Source organism: Arthrobacter sp. DualSoilB13 (genome assembly GCF_055389195.1).
Genome location: NZ_AP035865.1, coordinates 2,499,516 through 2,516,013 on the forward strand (window position 1 = coordinate 2,499,516; position 16,498 = coordinate 2,516,013).

10 protein-coding genes are annotated in these 16,498 nt (G+C 62.4%); 2 read left to right on the forward strand and 8 right to left on the reverse strand.

The genetic code is table 11. The features are described 5' to 3' along the window. Nucleotides 1-20: 20 nt before the first annotated feature. Both ACZ5J0_RS11495 and ACZ5J0_RS11500 read right to left on the reverse strand, forming a co-directional pair. The gene (locus tag ACZ5J0_RS11495) at nucleotides 21-359 is read right to left on the reverse strand and encodes a P-II family nitrogen regulator (protein WP_011775128.1); all 339 of its coding nucleotides are present in this window, start codon (nucleotides 357-359) and stop codon (nucleotides 21-23) included. Then, nucleotides 356-1,690: an ammonium transporter gene (locus tag ACZ5J0_RS11500; RefSeq protein WP_142938762.1), complete on the reverse strand. Its 1,335-nt coding sequence runs from the start codon at nucleotides 1,688-1,690 to the stop codon at nucleotides 356-358. The genes ACZ5J0_RS11495 and ACZ5J0_RS11500 overlap by 4 nt, the downstream gene beginning before the upstream one ends. A gap of 275 nt (nucleotides 1,691-1,965) precedes the next feature. Here ACZ5J0_RS11500 and ACZ5J0_RS11505 point away from each other — a divergent pair, with 275 nt between their 5' ends. Further along, nucleotides 1,966-3,204: an MFS transporter gene (locus ACZ5J0_RS11505; RefSeq protein ID WP_464093164.1), complete on the forward strand. Its 1,239-nt coding sequence runs from the start codon at nucleotides 1,966-1,968 to the stop codon at nucleotides 3,202-3,204. Here ACZ5J0_RS11505 and ftsY read toward each other — a convergent pair. Next, complete coding sequence (ftsY, locus tag ACZ5J0_RS11510) at nucleotides 3,197-4,402, reverse strand: signal recognition particle-docking protein FtsY (protein WP_464093165.1); 1,206 nt, start codon at nucleotides 4,400-4,402, stop codon at nucleotides 3,197-3,199. The genes ACZ5J0_RS11505 and ftsY overlap by 8 nt on opposite strands. Before the next feature lie 20 nt (nucleotides 4,403-4,422). After that, a complete protein-coding gene (smc, locus tag ACZ5J0_RS11515) occupies nucleotides 4,423-8,001 on the reverse strand; it encodes a chromosome segregation protein SMC (RefSeq protein ID WP_250819799.1) in 3,579 nt (1,192 codons plus the stop codon). Nucleotides 8,002-8,350: 349 nt separating this feature from the next. On the opposite strand from smc, the gene ACZ5J0_RS11520 reads away from it, so the two are divergent. Next, the gene (locus tag ACZ5J0_RS11520) at nucleotides 8,351-13,267 is read left to right on the forward strand and encodes a DUF4082 domain-containing protein (RefSeq protein ID WP_464093166.1); all 4,917 of its coding nucleotides are present in this window, start codon (nucleotides 8,351-8,353) and stop codon (nucleotides 13,265-13,267) included. A 5-nt stretch (nucleotides 13,268-13,272) separates the two neighbouring features. On the opposite strand, the gene ACZ5J0_RS11525 is transcribed toward ACZ5J0_RS11520, so the two are convergent. The 4 genes from ACZ5J0_RS11525 to ACZ5J0_RS11540 all read right to left on the reverse strand — a co-directional run bounded on the left by ACZ5J0_RS11525 (nucleotide 13,273) and on the right by ACZ5J0_RS11540 (nucleotide 16,467). Next, a complete protein-coding gene (locus tag ACZ5J0_RS11525) occupies nucleotides 13,273-14,301 on the reverse strand; it encodes a hypothetical protein (RefSeq protein ID WP_464093167.1) in 1,029 nt (342 codons plus the stop codon). Then, nucleotides 14,298-15,521 (reverse strand): MFS transporter, encoded by a 1,224-nt coding sequence (locus ACZ5J0_RS11530; protein WP_464094725.1) that lies wholly within the window; start codon nucleotides 15,519-15,521, stop codon nucleotides 14,298-14,300. Before ACZ5J0_RS11530 ends, ACZ5J0_RS11525 begins: the two co-directional genes overlap by 4 nt. An 80-nt stretch (nucleotides 15,522-15,601) precedes the next feature. Continuing rightward, complete coding sequence (locus ACZ5J0_RS11535; protein ID WP_464093168.1) at nucleotides 15,602-16,333, reverse strand: hypothetical protein; 732 nt, start codon at nucleotides 16,331-16,333, stop codon at nucleotides 15,602-15,604. After that, nucleotides 16,330-16,467: a hypothetical protein gene (locus tag ACZ5J0_RS11540; protein WP_250819780.1), complete on the reverse strand. Its 138-nt coding sequence runs from the start codon at nucleotides 16,465-16,467 to the stop codon at nucleotides 16,330-16,332. The genes ACZ5J0_RS11535 and ACZ5J0_RS11540 overlap by 4 nt, the downstream gene beginning before the upstream one ends. Nucleotides 16,468-16,498 lie beyond the last annotated feature (31 nt).

The window sequence follows — 16,498 nt, forward strand, 5'->3', positions numbered from 1 at the left end:
CGCTTTGCTGCATCAGGGACTTAGATTGCGGCTGCGCCGCGCTCCCCGGTCCTGACCCTGACTGCTTCGTAAACATCCACGGTCCACACCTTGCCGTCACCGGCGCGGCCTGTGTTTGAGCTGGCGATGAGGACATCCAGGATGTCATCTGCCTGCTCATCCGTGGCAAGGACCTCGATGCGGATCTTCGGCAACAAATCCACGTTGTACTCGGCTCCCCGGTACACCTCGGTGTAGCCGCGCTGACGGCCGTAGCCGCTTGCCGCGCTGACCGTCAGGCCCTGGACCCCGTATGATTCGAGGCCTTCCCGGACTGCTTCAAGCTTTTCGGGACGGACGATCGCTGTGATGAGCTTCATGCCTGGACACTCTCCTTGCCTTCTGCGGGGGTCTTGGCGTCTGCTGCCGTGTCTGCCTTACCTGTCATTGCATTGTGCAACGGCTGGAAGCTGCCACCGTGGCCATTGACTCCGAACTCGTAGGCCGTCTCAGCGTGGAGGCTGAGGTCCACGCCAACGTTTTCCTGCTCAGTGGAGACACGGAAGCCCATGGTCTTGTGGATGGCGAAGGCAATGATGGCCGTCATGATGGCCGAGAAGGCAATCGCAATACCGGCTGCTGCGAGCTGTGCCCACATCTGTGCCATGCCGCCGCCGTAGAAGAGGCCACCACCCACGCCGTCAGTGGACTTGGCGATGAAGCCAAGGGCCACGGTGCCGATGATGCCGGAAACGAGGTGGACGCCTACAACGTCCAGGGAGTCATCGAAGCCCCAACGGAACTTCAGGCCGACTGCCAAGGCAGAGGCAACACCGGCAACTACACCCAGGCCGAGGGCGCCAATGGGGTCCACGTTTGCGCAGGCCGGGGTGATAGCTACCAGGCCGGCAACCACACCGGATGCCGCGCCGAGCGACGTCGGGTGGCCGTCACGGATGCGTTCGGTGATGAGCCAGCCGATCATGGCTGCTGCAGGGGCCGCCAGGGTATTGATCCAAATCAGGCCCGCTTGTTCAGCGGTTGTAGCTGCGCCGCCATTGAAACCGAACCAGCCGAACCAGAGGATTGCAGCACCGAGCATCACGAACGGGATGTTGTGCGGGCGGTGGTTCGGGTCCTTACCGAAGCCGCGGCGGTTGCCGATGATGAGCACCAGGACAAGTGCCGCTACACCTGCGTTGATGTGAACTACGGTGCCGCCGGCAAAGTCAATGGCCGGGCCGAGGGCCTTGCCGATCGCACCTTCGGGACCGAACAACCCGCCACCCCAGACCATGTAGGCCAGCGGGCAGTAAACCAGGGTGACCCATACAGGGACAAAGATGCTCCAGGCGCCGAACTTGGCGCGGTCAGCAATCGCGCCGCTGATAAGGGCTACCGTGATGATGGCGAAGGTTGCCGCGTAACCAATCTTGATCATGGCGTCGGGTGTGGTTTCCACCCCGGCAAGACCGAAGGCAGCAAAGGGGTTACCCACAATCTGCATGAAGCCTTCGCCGGAGCTCATCGAAGCACCCCAGAGCACCCAGACGACGCCCACAATGCCGATGGAGATGAAGCTCATCATCATCATGTTCAGGGCTGCCTTGGCGCGTGTCATGCCGCCGTAGAAAAATGCCAGACCAGGTGTCATGAACAGCACAAGCGCCGCCGCCACCATGACCCATACGTGACCTGCGGTAAGTTCCATGGTGCACGTTCCTCTCTTGCTAGATCTGCGGTTCAACCGCTGTCCTGACGCCGTTTGCGTCCTGCTTAAGAGTTTTGTGCCGCCGTGTTTCACCTGCGCAGGTTTTACATTGCGGGCTCGTTACAACAACCTCCCCAACGTAAATGGTGCATATCCCCGGTGTTACGGATATGTTTCAGGCGTCGGACTTCACCGGAAAAATCCGGTTTGGCACCACATGCACCTCATTTGCCCCAGAAATACCACCGTGAATCCCACCGAAGGACCAGCACCGTATGACCGAGTCGCCCAGATCCGTCAAAGCCCAAAGGATCAGGCCGGACAAGACTCCCCTTCCGCGCGACATCAAAGTGATGTTGGCCGCGGCGTTCCTCATTGCCTTGGGCTTTGGCCTGGTGGCCCCGGTTCTGCCGCAATTCGCCACAACGTTCGACGTCGGCGCTACGGCTGCCGCGGTGATCGTCAGCATCTTCGCCTTCATGAGGCTGGTCTTCGCCCCGGCGGGGGGCGCCCTGATCGGACGGTTTGGCGAACGGAACGTTTACGTCTCAGGCCTGCTGATCGTAGCGGTGTCCACGGCGGCTTGCGCCTTTGCCCAGGACTATTGGCAACTGCTGATCTTCCGCGGGCTAGGCGGGGCCGGCTCAGTGATGTTTACCGTTGCCGCCATGGGACTACTCATCCGACTCGCACCACCCGAACGGCGGGGACGGGTCTCCGGTGCTTACGCCTCGGCTTTCCTGATTGGAAGCGTCCTGGGGCCGGTAGTGGGCGGCTTGCTGGCAGGCTTTGGCCTCCGGGTGCCCTTCCTTGCCTACGCCGGAGCGTTGTTGGTAGCTGCCTTGGTGGTACGCACCATGCTTAGCGGGGAAGGCAACACGGCCGAGGACACCGCTCCTGCCCCGGCAATGACCGTGAAGGAAGCACTGGCGGACTCCGCGTACCGTGCCGCCATTTTCTCGAGTTTTGGCAACGGCTGGGTGACGTTCGGCGTCCGAATGGCCACCATCCCGCTGTTCGCCGTTGCGGTCCTGCAGTCCGCGCCGGAGACCGCCGCTTGGGCCCTGGCCATCTTTGCCGTGGGCAACGCCCTTGCCCTGACGTTCAGTGGACGGCTCGCGGACGCTTGGGGGCGAAAGCCGCTGCTGATTCCCGGCCTGCTCATCACGGGCGCAGCCACCGGCGTGATCGGACTCACCACGGATCTCACCGGATTCCTCATCGCCTCAGCAGTGGCGGGTTTCGGTTCCGGTTTGCTGGGCCCGGCACAGCAGGCTGCTGTCGCTGATGTCATCGGCCGCGGACGCTCGGGAGGGAAAGTACTGGCCATCTTCCAAATGGCCGCTGACACGGGTGCGATCGTCGGTCCGATCGTGGCCGGGCTCCTCGCTGACCGCCTCGGCTACGGATGGGCGTTCGGCATCACCGGAGGCGTGCTCCTCCTTACGGCGGCGGCATGGCTGCCGGCGCGGGAGCCTTCGAAGCACTCCCCCGCCGGCCACGACGCTAGTTGAGCAGTGCGTCCACGAAGCTTTCGGCGTCGAACGGTGCAAGATCGTCCGGGCCTTCGCCCAAACCAATGAGCTTCACGGGAACTCCCAGAGACTTCTGGATAGCCACCACGATGCCGCCCTTGGCCGTTCCGTCCAGCTTGGTCAAAACGATGCCGGTGATGTTCACTACCTCCGCAAAGACGCGTGCCTGATTGAGTCCGTTCTGTCCGGTGGTGGCGTCCAGGACCAACAGAACCTCGTCCACTTCTGCCAGTTTCTCAATGACCCGCTTGACCTTGCCGAGCTCATCCATGAGTCCGGTTTTGTTCTGCAGGCGTCCTGCGGTGTCAACCATGACCACATCGACCTCCTGATCGATGCCGGCCTTCACCGCTTCGTAAGCCACCGACGCGGGGTCGGCGCCGTCGATGTCGGACTTGACGGTGGGCACACCCACGCGCTGTCCCCAGGTGGCCAACTGCTCGGCAGCAGCAGCACGGAAAGTATCTGCGGCGCCCAACAGGACATCTTTGTCTTCAGCCACCAGCACACGCGCCAGCTTGCCCACGGTGGTGGTCTTACCAACGCCGTTCACGCCTACAACAAGCACGACGGCGGGGCGGTCGCCCTTGCGCTCGACATTCAAGGAACGGTCCATGCCTGGATCAACCAGTTTGATCAGTTCTTCACGGAGCATCGCCTTGACGTCTTCGGGGCTGCGGGTGCCCAGAACCTTGACGCGCTCACGCAGGGAGTCGACCAACTGCATGGTGGGTTCGGTTCCAAGATCGGCCAGCAGGAGGGTCTCTTCTACCTCGTCCCACACGTTCTCGTCGATCTTGTCGCCGGACAACAGTGCGAGGAGGCCCTTGCCCAGGATGTTGTTGGACTTGATCAACCTGGCACGAAGACGGGTCAGGCGACCCTCCACCGGCGCCGGTGTATCGATGGCGATGGTCTCTAGCCCGGCGGCGTCATCCGGGACGTCTGTGTCCGCAACGGTTCCGTCGAAGGTCGGGGCCGGAGCCTTTACCGCATCCGGGCGGTCCTCCACAAGGGTTCCGCCGCCTGCTGCCGATGACTGGACGGGATCGTTCGCGTCACGTGTTCCGGGGTACTTTGCGCCGGTCTTCCGGGCTTTCATCAGTACCGGCACGAGTCCGCCGACCACTACGAGCGCAGCGAGAATGGACAGAATTATGGGTAGGAAATCGTTCACTCCCCTACCTTCTCATAAAGCTATGCCCCGGCACCGAGCCTCTGGCTGATCACGGTTGAGACGCCGTCGCCCCTCATCGTCACTCCGTAGAGCGCGTCTGCCACTTCCATGGTGCGCTTCTGGTGGGTGATCACAATCAGCTGGCTGGACTCACGCAGTTCCTCAAAGATGGTGATGAGTCGGCCCAGGTTGGTATCGTCCAACGCCGCCTCTACCTCGTCCATGACATAGAAGGGCGAGGGGCGGGCTTTGAAGATGGCCACCAACAGCGCCACTGCCGTCAGTGAGCGCTCCCCGCCAGAGAGCAGAGAAAGCCTCTTGATTTTCTTGCCCGCCGGACGCGCCTCCACTTCAATCCCGGTATTAAGCATGTCGTCGGGGTCCGTGAGAACCAACCTGCCCTCACCGCCGGGAAAAAGCCTGGCAAAGACGTGGTCGAACTGGGCTGACGTGTCAGCAAAAGCCTCGGTAAACACCTGCTGGACACGGTTGTCCACCTCTTTGATGATGTCCAACAGGTCCTTGCGGCTGGATTTGAGGTCCTCCAGCTGCGAGCTCAGGAACTGGTGCCGTTCTTCCAGGGCGGCGAACTCTTCCAACGCCAACGGGTTCACTTTGCCAAGGGCCCCGAGCTCACGCTCGGCTTTCTTCAGCCTTTTCTCCTGCTCTGCCCGGACGAACGGAATCCCCTCAATGATGGCGTCACCGTTTTCGTCAACAGGCGCCCGGAGTTCGGCCCACTTATCTGTAGCCGATCCGGGAGGCAGGGGCACCATTTTATCCGGACCATAATCGGCAATGAGTTGTTCGGCCGAGAGTCCCAGCTCTTCAATGGACCGGCTTTCCAAAGCCTCGATACGGAGCCGCTGCTGCGTCCGGGCCATCTCATCCCGGTGTACCGAGTCCGTTAGCTCGGCAAGCTCCCGCGCCAAGGCGTCGTTGCCCGAGCGGACCTCAGCGAGTTCCTTCTCCAACTCATCCCGCTTTTGCTCGGCAAGGTCGCGATCGTAGCCGGCCAGGTCAACTGAAACGTCGATGAACCTGAGGGTCTGCTCCACAGCGGACGCGACCGCCGCCGCACGCTGCGCCTGCGCGCGTCGGCGTTGCGCGCGCCGGGCGGCCTCCTCACGGGCACGCCGTTCGGTAGCCGCGGCGCGCTCAAGCGATGCCGCCCGGTTGCTGATGGCTCCCAACTGCTCCTCGGATGTCCGGAGGGCAAGCCGGGCTTCGGTTTCCAATGCCCGGGCAGTCCTGGCCTGGACAGCGAGTTCATCCCGCTGTTCCGTGGATGGTTCCTCGTCAGGTGCTTCCTGGGCCGCAGCGAGGCGTTCCACGGCGACTTCAAGGTCAAGTTGGGCTTCTGCGATGTTGGCTTCGGCCTTGGCCATGGACGTGGCGAGCCGTTCGCTTTCGCCCACAGCGCTGCGAAGAACGGAGTTGAGATGACCCAGGCGCTCAGCAACAGCGGCAAGGCGGGCATCCGATTCATGCAACCGCTCCAAAGCGGCGTCCGCGCGGTCCTGCGCTTCGGCACGGCGCGTTTGAGCGGCGGCCAAGGCGAAGCGTCCACGTTCCAGACGGGCCGTGACCTCCTGGAGCCGGGCAACGGCGTCGTCCACTGCCGCCTGAACTTCCAGCAGCGACGGCGCGGTGGCAGATCCTCCTGTGATGGTCAGGGAGGTAAAAACGTCACCCTCGCGGGTCACCGCCCTGAGGTGTGGATTATCTGCGATGAGAGCTGCCGCCACCGCAACATCATCAACGACGGCGGTACGGACCAGGAGCCCGAGCGCGCCTTGGGCAACAGGATCAGCGATCTTCACCACGTCGGCAGCCCAACGGCAGCCGGCGGGAAGCTCGAGGTTGGTGCCGGGATCTTCACCGGGGGAAGTACTTCCGGGAAGAAGCAGTGATGCCCGCCCCGCGTCGTTATCCTTCAGCAGGCGGATGGCTGCCAGGGCGCTGTCGGTGTCGGCAACCGCCAAGGCGTCCGAGGCACTGCCCAAGGCGGCAGCTATGGCGGCCTCGTATCCCGGCTCGATGGATACCAGCGCCGCCAACGGTCCAAGAACGCCCTCAGCCGTCAGAAGACTTCCCGACCCGTCCTTGCGGTTGAGCCCGAGTTGAAGGGCATCGCGTCGTGCCGTCAGGGCGTCCCGCTCGCGGACAGCTTCCCGCTCGGAAGCTTTCAGTTCCTCGATCTCCGCGAGGACTGCATCCAGGACCTCGTTGGCATTCTCGTAGTCAGCGTCGAGGCTCTCTTCGCCATCTTCAACGCCAGCCACTTGCGTTTCGAGGGCAGTGAACTCGCTCTGCGCCTTGCGGCGCCGTTCGTCACCTGCAGCGAGGGATTCCCTGAGGCGACCACGTTCGGCCTCGGCAGCTTCGGCCCGGGACCTGGCCGCGGCCACCTGGCCTGCCAGTCTGGCCAGCCCCTCCCTGCGGTCGGCGGCCGCCCTCAACATGGCTGTTAGGCGCTTGTCCTCCGCAGCTGCGAGCGCCTCGGCCGAGTCCTTTGCAACCGTTGCCTCAAGAAGAGCCGCCTGCTTGGCGAGGATGTCGTGTTCGAGGGCAGTCTGTTCCTCACGGACCCGGGCAGCCTGGCGCTCGAGTTGTTCGGGGTCACGTCCGGTGTCCGGTGAGGCCTCCGCGGAACCCAGGAGTCTTCTGCGTTCGCTGGCCAAGGATCCGAGTGAGCGGAGTCGTTCCCGGTTGGCCGAAAGCTGGTACCACTGCTCCCGTGCGGCATTGAGTCGCGGCGTGGCTTCGGCGGCTTGCTGCTCCAATCCCGCTTGGCGGCGCCGACCCGTCCCAAGCCCTGCCTCAACCACCCGGCGGCGCTCTTTGAGGGCGGCTTCGTCTGCAACGTCCTTTTCAAGGGTGGTTGTCAGTTGGACAAGGTCGTCCGCCAAAAGCCGGGCGCGGGCATCCCGGACGTCGAACTGGACTGTTTGGGCGCGGCGGGCTATCTCCGCCTGTTTGCCCAACGGAGTCAATTGCCGACGTATTTCTGCCGTGAGGTCACCGAGCCGTGCGAGATTGGCCTGCATGGCTTCGAGCTTGCGGACCGTCTTTTCCTTGCGGCGGCGGTGCTTGAGGATTCCCGCTGCTTCCTCGATGAAGCCCCGGCGGTCCTCGGGGGTGGCATGGAGTACGCGGTCCAGCTGGCCTTGTCCCACGATCACGTGCATTTCACGGCCCAAGCCGGAATCGGAGAGAAGTTCCTGAATGTCCAACAGCCTGCACGGGGCGCCGTTGATGGCGTACTCGGACCCACCGGTACGGAACAGAGTGCGGGAGATAGTGACTTCGCTGTACTCGATGGGGAGCGCGTTGTCTGCGTTGTCAATGGTCAGGGCGACGTGGGCCCGGCCCAACGGTGGGCGGCCAGAAGTACCTGCGAAAATGACGTCTTCCATCTTGCCACCCCGGAGGGTTTTGGCGCCCTGCTCTCCCATGACCCAGGCCAAGGCATCCACCACATTGGATTTGCCCGATCCGTTGGGCCCGACGACGGCGGTGACGCCAGGTTCAAAGTCGAAGGTCGTGGCCGACGCAAACGACTTGAATCCTCGGACAGTCAAACTTTTCAAGTGCAAGGTGCTTCGGTTCTCCTGGGTGGCCCGGGTGTCTGTATCCACTAAATCTACTGCGGTTTGTGCGAAATATGCTGATCTGCAAGCGGAAGCTCTTGCGGGCGGCATGCCACGCCCCTACACTCCTGCCAAGGGTTACTTGGCGGATTCGTTCCTGTGATCCGGCTTTTGCTTGAACTTCGGTTCGGTTATTGCTGGATCCGGTCCCGATCTACGGAACAATCATCGGTGTCAACCTTGGGTTTCATAACTGAAGATCTTGGCTTGACCCTGGCTGGGGAGCGGCAAAGCAGGGGCTGCGCTTAATTGCGTGGCCTGTCTTGGCAATTGGCGTACCACTCCAGGAGTTCTCATGCCCGGTCGTTCAGCTACCCGATCACAGCGAGTCTTCAGGGGATTTCTTGTTCCCTTGGTGATTGGCATGACGGCGGCCCTGCTGCCCCTTACCGCACCAGCTGCAGTTGCGGCAGGGCCCTGCGACCCCGTGGTGAACCTCGTGGCGTGCGAGAACTCTAAGGCCGGAAGTCCGCCGTCGGAATGGGACATCAGCGGTGCCGGCGATGACAGCATTCAGGGCTTTTCCACCGAAATCAGTGTGAATGCGGGGCAACCCATTCGCTTCAAGGTGGATACGAGTGCCCCGAGCTACACCATTGCGATTTATCGAACAGGCTGGTATGGCGGCCAGGGGGCGCGCAAGATCGCCGACGTAGTGCCTTCGGTGCTGCGGCAAAACCAGCCAGCTTGCCGGAGTGACGCCACCACCGGCATATATGACTGCGGAACCTGGGCGGTTTCCGCAACGTGGCAGGTGCCGGCCACAGCCGTCTCAGGGGTCTATATCGCCCTGCTGAAGCGGCCCGATACGGGGGCGAAGAGCCACATCACCTTCATTGTGCGCAACGACGGAAACCGTTCCGCTGTGATCTTCCAAACCGCTGACCAGACGTGGCAGGCCTACAACTCATACGGCGGTGCTGACTTCTACCAAGGCGTCAATGGCCGTGCCTACAAAGTCAGTTATAACCGCCCCGTGGCCACCAGGGGAGGACCGGATGGCCGGGATTTCTACTTCGCCAACGAATACCCCATGGTGCGTTTCCTGGAACAGAATGGTTACGACGTCAGCTACATCAGCGGCCTGGACGCGGACCGCAATGGCGCAGAGCTGCTGAACCACAAGGTGTTCCTGTCAGTAGGCCACGACGAATACTGGTCGGGACCGCAACGTGCGAACGTCACTGCTGCAAGGGATGCAGGAGTGAATCTTCAATTTCTCTCCGGTAACGAAATGTACTGGAGAACACGGTTTGAGCCGTCTGCGGTTGACGGTGCAGCCAACCGCACCCTGACGTGCTACAAGGAGACGTGGGCAAACGAAAAGATTGATCCCACTGCCCAGTGGACAGGCACCTGGCGTGATCCTCGCTTCGCGTCCCAAGCCAACGGCGGAGGCCTTCCCGAAAACGGCCTGACAGGCACGTTGTACATGTCAAACTTTTCAGACCTGCCGGTGACAGTCTCGGCTCAGGAAGGGAAGGCCCGCCTATGGCGCAATACGTCGTTGGCGTCGCTTCCGGCTGGTTCTTCGGCAGCATTGGCTCCCCACACCATCGGATACGAGTCAAATGAAGATCTGGACAACGGGTTCCGGCCTGCGGGTCTGGTCAAGCTGTCCACCACCGTGGGGAACGTTCCACAATATCTTCAGGACTTCGGCAACACAGTGGCTCCGGGAAGCACCACGCACAATGTGACTCTTTACCGGGCAGCAAGCGGAGCCTTGGTCTTTTCTGCAGGCAGTGTCCAATGGACCTGGGGCCTGGACCAGGAGCACGACGGCAATGGTGCAGCGGCCGATGTACGCATGAGGCAGGCACAGGTCAACCTACTGGCCGATATGGGTGCACAGCCCGCCACGAGGGCTGCCGGTCTGGTTGCGGCAGCACCGAGCACCGATACCACCAAGCCCACGGCCGCCATCACAGCGCCGGCCAATGGTGCAACGGTGGCCCACGGAAGCAGCGTCACAGTAACGGGAACTGCCGCCGATGTGGGCGGCGTGATCGCTGGCGTGGAAGTCTCCACCGACGGCGGCACCACGTGGCATCCTGCCCAAGGCAAGCAAAATTGGACATACAGCTACGTCCAAACGGGCTTCGCCACGGCAACCATTCAGGCCCGGGCCATCGACGATAGTGCCAACATCGGGGCGGCCACCGTCAGAAACCTGACTCTCAGTGGGCCCTACAGCGTCTTCGGCCAAACCGTTCCAACGGTCAAAGACTCCGGTGACGGAGGCGCCTATGAGATGGGCCTCCGGTTCACTCCCTCTGTGGATGGCTTCATCACAGGGGTTCGCTTCTACAAGAGTGCTGCCAACACGGGAACGCACACAGGATCCTTGTGGAGCTCCACCGGCGAGCGCCTGGCCACAGTGACCTTCACGAATGAAACGGCTTCGGGGTGGCAGACCGCACTCTTTACGCAAGCTGTTCCGGTGGCGGCCGGACAAAAGTACACGGTCTCCTATTGGGCACCCAACGGTCACTACGCCACCAAGGACTTCCAGTGGGCGAGCTTCGGATCCGCCGATCCCCCGCTGAAGGTGGCCGGAGGATTCGGGGCCGAACCGGCCGGTGTCTATGCAACATCCCAAAGCTTCCCCACCGCCAGCTATAACGGCGGCAACTACTTCGCTGATGCTCTTTTCAGCACCGTGGACAGCTCGCCTATGACCGTTTCGGGACATTCCCCCATTCCCTCGTCCTCGAGTGTTCCTGTTGACACGAAGGTGAGCGCGGTCTTCTCCAAGCCCGTCACTGGCGCCAGTGTGCAACTGACCGTGCAGTCGCCGTCGGGGCCGGTAGCAGGCACCACGGCGTACGACGCCGCCACGCGTCGGGCGACGTTCACGCCGTCGAACGCTTTAGCCTTCAGCACCCAATTCACCGCAACCTTATCCGGCACCGATTCAATTGGTGGTCCGGTAACAGCCGGCGGAACCTGGACCTTCACCACAGCAGCAACGCTGCCGGTCCCCGGCGCCTGCCCGTGCAGTCTCTTTAATGACTCGGTCACTCCCGGCATCGCCGAACTGCGTGAAGGGGTTCCCCTGACGCTTGGCGTGAGGTTCTCCAGTGTCTCGGCGGGTGAGGTTCTGGGCATGCGCTTCTACAAGTCGGCGGGGAACACAGGAACCCACAACGGCGCCCTCTTCTCGGCCACCGGCCAGCAACTGGCAACGGTCGCGTTCACGAATGAGACCGCCTCCGGCTGGCAAACCGCGATGTTCAGTCAACCTGTCCAAATGGCCGCAAATACGGACTACATCGTGTCCTACAAGTCACTGACCGGCACCTATTCAGCCACAACCAATGGTTTCGGATCAGGGATGAGTGTGGGCCCGCTGAGGGCTGCTTCCGACGCAGGCGCTTACACGTACAGCGGCGATTTTGCCTCTTCCCGGTCCACCTCCAGCTACCTGGTAGATGTGGTGGTCACCGTCCCCAACCCGCCGTTTACTGTCGGTTCACAGTCCCCGCTACCCAACGCTGCCAGCGTTCCCTTGAGCTCCGCGGTCAGTGCAGTGCTCTCCGAGGCAGCAGTCGCATCCAGCGTCACACTGGGACTGAAAGTCACCGGTGGAGCCTCGGTAGCAGGGTCCGCCACCTATGATCAAGCCACCCGCAAGGTCACCTTCACCCCGGCTGCACCCTTGGCCGCCGGGACGTCCTACACGGCAACAGTTACTGCGACTTCGGTGTCCGGCCAGCCGATGTCCGGCGGAAGCACGTGGACCTTCACCACTGTTCCGGCTCCGCGAACGCCCGGGGTTTGCCCCTGCACGCTCTTCCAGGACACTGTGACTCCCACCACTCCGGATGCGAATGACGGCGTGCCTTTGTCTCTCGGTGTCCGGTTTGCCAGCGACACCGCCGGGCAGGTCACCGGCGTGCGGTTCTACAAGGCGGCCGGTAACACCGGAACGCACACGGGCTCGCTGTACACAACGGCCGGGCAGTTACTGGCAACCGTGACTTTCGCCAACGAGTCCAGTCAAGGATGGCAGACTGCGTCGTTCAGCCAGCCAGTGAGCATCGAAGCAGATACAGAGTACGTGGTGGCCTACAAGTCTCCCACCGGCAAGTACTCCTACAGCTCCGGCGGATTTGGTGCCGGCCTGACAAGTGGTCCGCTCCGTGCGGCTTCCGATTCCGGAGCCTTCTCCTACAGCGGTGACTTCCCCAATGCATCCTCTACTGCCAATTACCTGGTGGATCTGGTGTTCACGGTGACCACGCCACCATTGACGATTTCCGAGCAAGTTCCGGCACCGGGGGCTACTGGGATTCCGGTTGACGTCAAACCGTCGATCACTTTCTCATCAGCCATACGGCCGGGCGCTTCGTTCACCCTGACGGCAAATGGCGGCCCGATCGCCGGGGCGGCAGCCCTATCCGCCGACAACCGGAGCGTGACGTTCACCCCCGCAGCGGCGCTGCCCGCCAGCACTGTGGTTACTGCAAGCGTGGCGAATGTCTTGTCCCAACAGGGGCAAGCTTTCCCCACCACTACATGGCAATTCACTACTGCGGCCCCGGCCGTCCAGCAATCCACAATTTTCGGGTCGCTGGTTCCACAGGTTGCCACAACATCGGACTTCATGCCTGTCGAATTGGGTACCGCCTTTACGGTGTCCCAAGCCGGGAACGTGACGGGAATCCGCTTCTACAAGGGAGCTGGAAACACTGGAACCCACGTTGGCTCGCTGTGGAACTCGGCAGGCACCCGTCTGGCGCAAGTGACCTTCACCAACGAGACGGCCACGGGCTGGCAAACCGCCACCTTGGCCACACCAGTGGCACTGGCGACCGGCCAAACCTACGTGGTGTCCTACCGGGCACCGAATGGCCGTTACTCTTCGACGCAGGGCTTCTTCAACCAGACCTGGACAAGTGGGGTCTTCACCGCCACCGGTCCGAACAACGGCCGGTACCGGTACGGCTCGGGAGGCGCCATGCCCACTAACTCGTGGAACGCCACGAACTACTTTGTGGACGTGGTGTACTCAACCACTGCGCCGGCCCAGCAGCAGTTGGCCGCGCCAGCTCCGTCGTCTACAGCCACCCCCACAGTGACACCGGCACCGACCCCCACGGCGACTGCGACAGGCACAGCGACGCCAACTCCTAGTCCGTCACCGAGCCCGACACCCAGTCCCACGCAATCAGGCGGGCTACTCTGCGGGCTGTTGCGGGTCTGCTGACGGCTTTAGCGAACAACGCCCGGGGACCACGCATGGGCGATGAACAAACTGGGCTGGGAGCCGGGTCCGGTTCCCAGCTTCCAGATGTTGCTGTCTCCGTCGGTGGTTTCGTCAGCCAAACCATAAAGAAGGTTCTGGTTATCCAGCCACTCGATCTGGTCATCAACGCTGCGCTTCTCTGAGAGCTCGGTTTCCTGTCCCGTGGCCAGCTCCAGCACAGCGACGTTCCATTGCGGCGCCAGCGCCCCGCCGTCGTTCTTCTTATACGCAATACGTGTACCGTCCGGGGAAATGGACGGACACTCCACGTTGTCGTGAATAGCTGTCAAGGTCCTGTCGGACAGGCTCCCCCGCACCAGCCAGATGCGTCCGGAAGAAGCGGCAGTGGCGTAGAAGACATCACCCTGGCCTGGAGCGAACGTCACACCCCATATGTTCCTGTCCGTGGCAAGAACCCGCTCACCATTGACCATCAAGGCGAAGTCCTCGAGGTTTCCGGAGGTGCCGTCCGGGAAGCTGATCTCTGTGGCGGTCGAAAACCCCGCGGCGGCATAGGAATGGCCGGAGACGAATACCGTGGTGGCGATCATGGACCCATCAGGACTGATGCGGGTCCTGCTGGGAATTCCCGGGATCGGCCATGAACGCTGTTGCTGCCAGTTGCGGTCCAGGACCTCAGCTTCAAACGCGGTTACCAAGCCCCGGTTTGTTCTCAGGCACACCACTTTCTCCGGTGTTCCGTAAACACGATCGCACTCATGCTCACTCACGGCCCGGGGACCGTCAGGAGCCGACAGCGGGACTGTAGCTGCTTTGCCGTATCCCTGGCCCGACGCTGTGTTCCGAAAAAGGATAAACGGGCCTGCCGGAAGAGGCTGGCCTGCCGTGACGCCTACTGATGAAGCGGCAGTTCGGCTCTCTTCAAAACGCTGGTACGCGCCCACAGCATAGATACCGGCTGTCACCAGGACCAGTGCCGTGACAGCAAGGAGTGCGCCCCACCGCAACTTACTTTGAGCCAGCGCGCCACTCATGCCCCGTCACTCACGTCCCCTGCCGGAGCCACCCGGGCGCCACGCAGGATGAAAGCCACAGCCACCACAGCGCAAGCGAGCAAACCGGCCGCTGCCACCATGGCCGTTGGAGCACCTACTGCGTACCACAGGACACCAAAACCTGCCGATGCCGTCATCCGGGTGAGGGCCACCACCGTCTGTGCGGATGCGATGCCCATGGCAAGCTTTCCCGGGGGCGTCAGTTGGCTCGCCAAGGCCGCCAGAACTCCGTCCGTGGCCGCGTAGAACGCCCCCAGAAGGACCAGACAGCCAATGGTTGCCCAGGGCCCTCCGAAAGGTGCTGCCGCCAGGAGATACGTTGCCAGCAATGCAAGGTGCCCACCCACGAACACCGGAATTTTCCCAACCCTGTCCGCGAGCCTGCCCAACGGAACGGCGAACGCCAGGAACACCACGTTGGTGCCTACGAACAACAGGGGAAACCACTGTACGGCAAAAGAATCCCGAGCCTGCAGGACGAGGTAGATGAAGCCGTCACCAATGGTGACCAAACCCAGGAGGCCAGCAGCAACCAGCAGCTTGCCCAGCCCCGGCTCCTTCAGGTGGCTCCAGGAAAAAGCGAACAAACGCCGCTCCCCGCGGTCCTCCGTGCCTTGGAGGCCACGTGCTTTGATATCCGGCACCACCAGAGCCAGGACGGCGACACCAATCACCGCGAAAGCCAGAGACACCACAAACACCGTACTGAAACCGTTGGGAATCATCAGCAACACAAAGAAGGCGATCAACGGACCGGTTGCAGCGCCAATGTTGTCCAGCATCCTGTGAACGCCAAAGGATCGCGCCAGATGTTCAGGCTGTGCAGACACGGAAATCAGAGCGTCCCGCGGGGCTGTGCGAATGCCCTTGCCGATCCTGTCACCGGTGACTATCGCAGCGATCGCCCAGAAACCGCCGGCGAAGAGGAAACCGATCCTGGCGAGCATGGATAAGCCGTAGCCGGCCAAGGCGATTCGTTTGGGGTGGCCGCTGCGGTCGGCGGCCCAGCCGGCTGCGATCCTGACAATCGCGCTGGCTCCTTGGTTGATGCCGTCGATGAGGCCGAAGGCAATGGTGGACAGACCCAGGAATCCGGTCACGTACAACGGGAGGATCGCGGTGACCGATTCCGAGGAAACATCGGTCACCATGCTCACAATGCCCAGCCAGAGGATGACCGGGGACAAACGGAACGGCACTTCACTTGTTAGTGCCGTTCGTCCTCCCTCCGGTTTGTCCCGCTTGCCTCGGTCCGAGAGTGAAATGTACATCGCAGCTCCTAGTCCGCCGCCGTACGCAGGCTGCCCAAAAGTTGGAAACGGGAGTTGCCTGTACCTGTCGTCGTCACTGACACCGTGACCGTATCCGTGCCACGAACGAACCGTTCGGCCATCGCCCCCTCCGCCGCCGGCGCCGCCTCGAACCAGAATCCATGAGCCACCAAGGACTGGCGGAAGTTCGCCAGAACCTCAGCCTGTGGTTTGCCGATGACACCATCCGCAGCAACCTGGAGGACATCACCGGAGGTCGAGACTGACGTGGAGCCGATTGTTGTACCTTCGGGCAAGGTCAGGACGCCGGCCGGCCAACCGTCCACCACTTCACCGGCCGCACTTCCCGGCTGGGGCAAGGAGCCGGTAATCAACGGCGCGGGGGCGGAAGGTTCGGGCAAGCCGGTGGGGGTGGTCGTGACCGGCGGCAGGACCTCAAGCGGCTTAGCCGTGGAAGGGCCGCCCTCGCTGCTGGTACCTTCGGTGCTGTTGTCGCTGCTGCTGCCGCCGCTGCCTTCAGTGCCCGACGCCGGGCTGCCGGACTGGGCGGGCTCCCCGGCACCACCTGGGGTCGGTGTCCCTGAAGCGGTGGCGTTGGAGCCTGGGGTTGGGGCCGAAGACGATGTGCTTTGGGCGGCCGTCGGGCCGGGCTTCCCTGCCATCTGGTCCAAAATGAATGCTACGGCGGCGATCAGCACAGCAAGGCAAATACCCGCAATGACCAGCCGCCGCGCCATCATGGCATGTCCGGGGTGACGGGATGGGCAAGAGGTTGATGGGCCGTTTCGGAAAACACTGCGGGTAGAACTGACGCCACCCGCATTGTGGTGGCGTTGACGTTTGCGATGGCGATTCGAAGCGCCAAGCTGTTCATGGGGACAGTCTGCCATTGCCGCCCCGATTCG

Excerpts from the sequence above, each read along its gene's own strand:
- ACZ5J0_RS11495 (WP_011775128.1), bottom strand. The coding sequence starts at position 359 with ATGAAGCTCATCACAGCGATCGTCCGTCCCGAAAAGCTTGAAGCAGTC.
- ACZ5J0_RS11500 (WP_142938762.1), bottom strand. The coding sequence starts at position 1,690 with ATGGAACTTACCGCAGGTCACGTATGGGTCATGGTGGCGGCGGCGCTT.
- ACZ5J0_RS11505 (WP_464093164.1), top strand. The coding sequence starts at position 1,966 with ATGACCGAGTCGCCCAGATCCGTCAAAGCCCAAAGGATCAGGCCGGAC.
- ACZ5J0_RS11520 (WP_464093166.1), top strand. The coding sequence starts at position 8,351 with ATGCCCGGTCGTTCAGCTACCCGATCACAGCGAGTCTTCAGGGGATTT.
- ACZ5J0_RS11525 (WP_464093167.1), bottom strand. The coding sequence starts at position 14,301 with ATGAGTGGCGCGCTGGCTCAAAGTAAGTTGCGGTGGGGCGCACTCCTT.
- ACZ5J0_RS11535 (WP_464093168.1), bottom strand. The coding sequence starts at position 16,333 with ATGATGGCGCGGCGGCTGGTCATTGCGGGTATTTGCCTTGCTGTGCTG.
- ACZ5J0_RS11540 (WP_250819780.1), bottom strand. The coding sequence starts at position 16,467 with ATGAACAGCTTGGCGCTTCGAATCGCCATCGCAAACGTCAACGCCACC.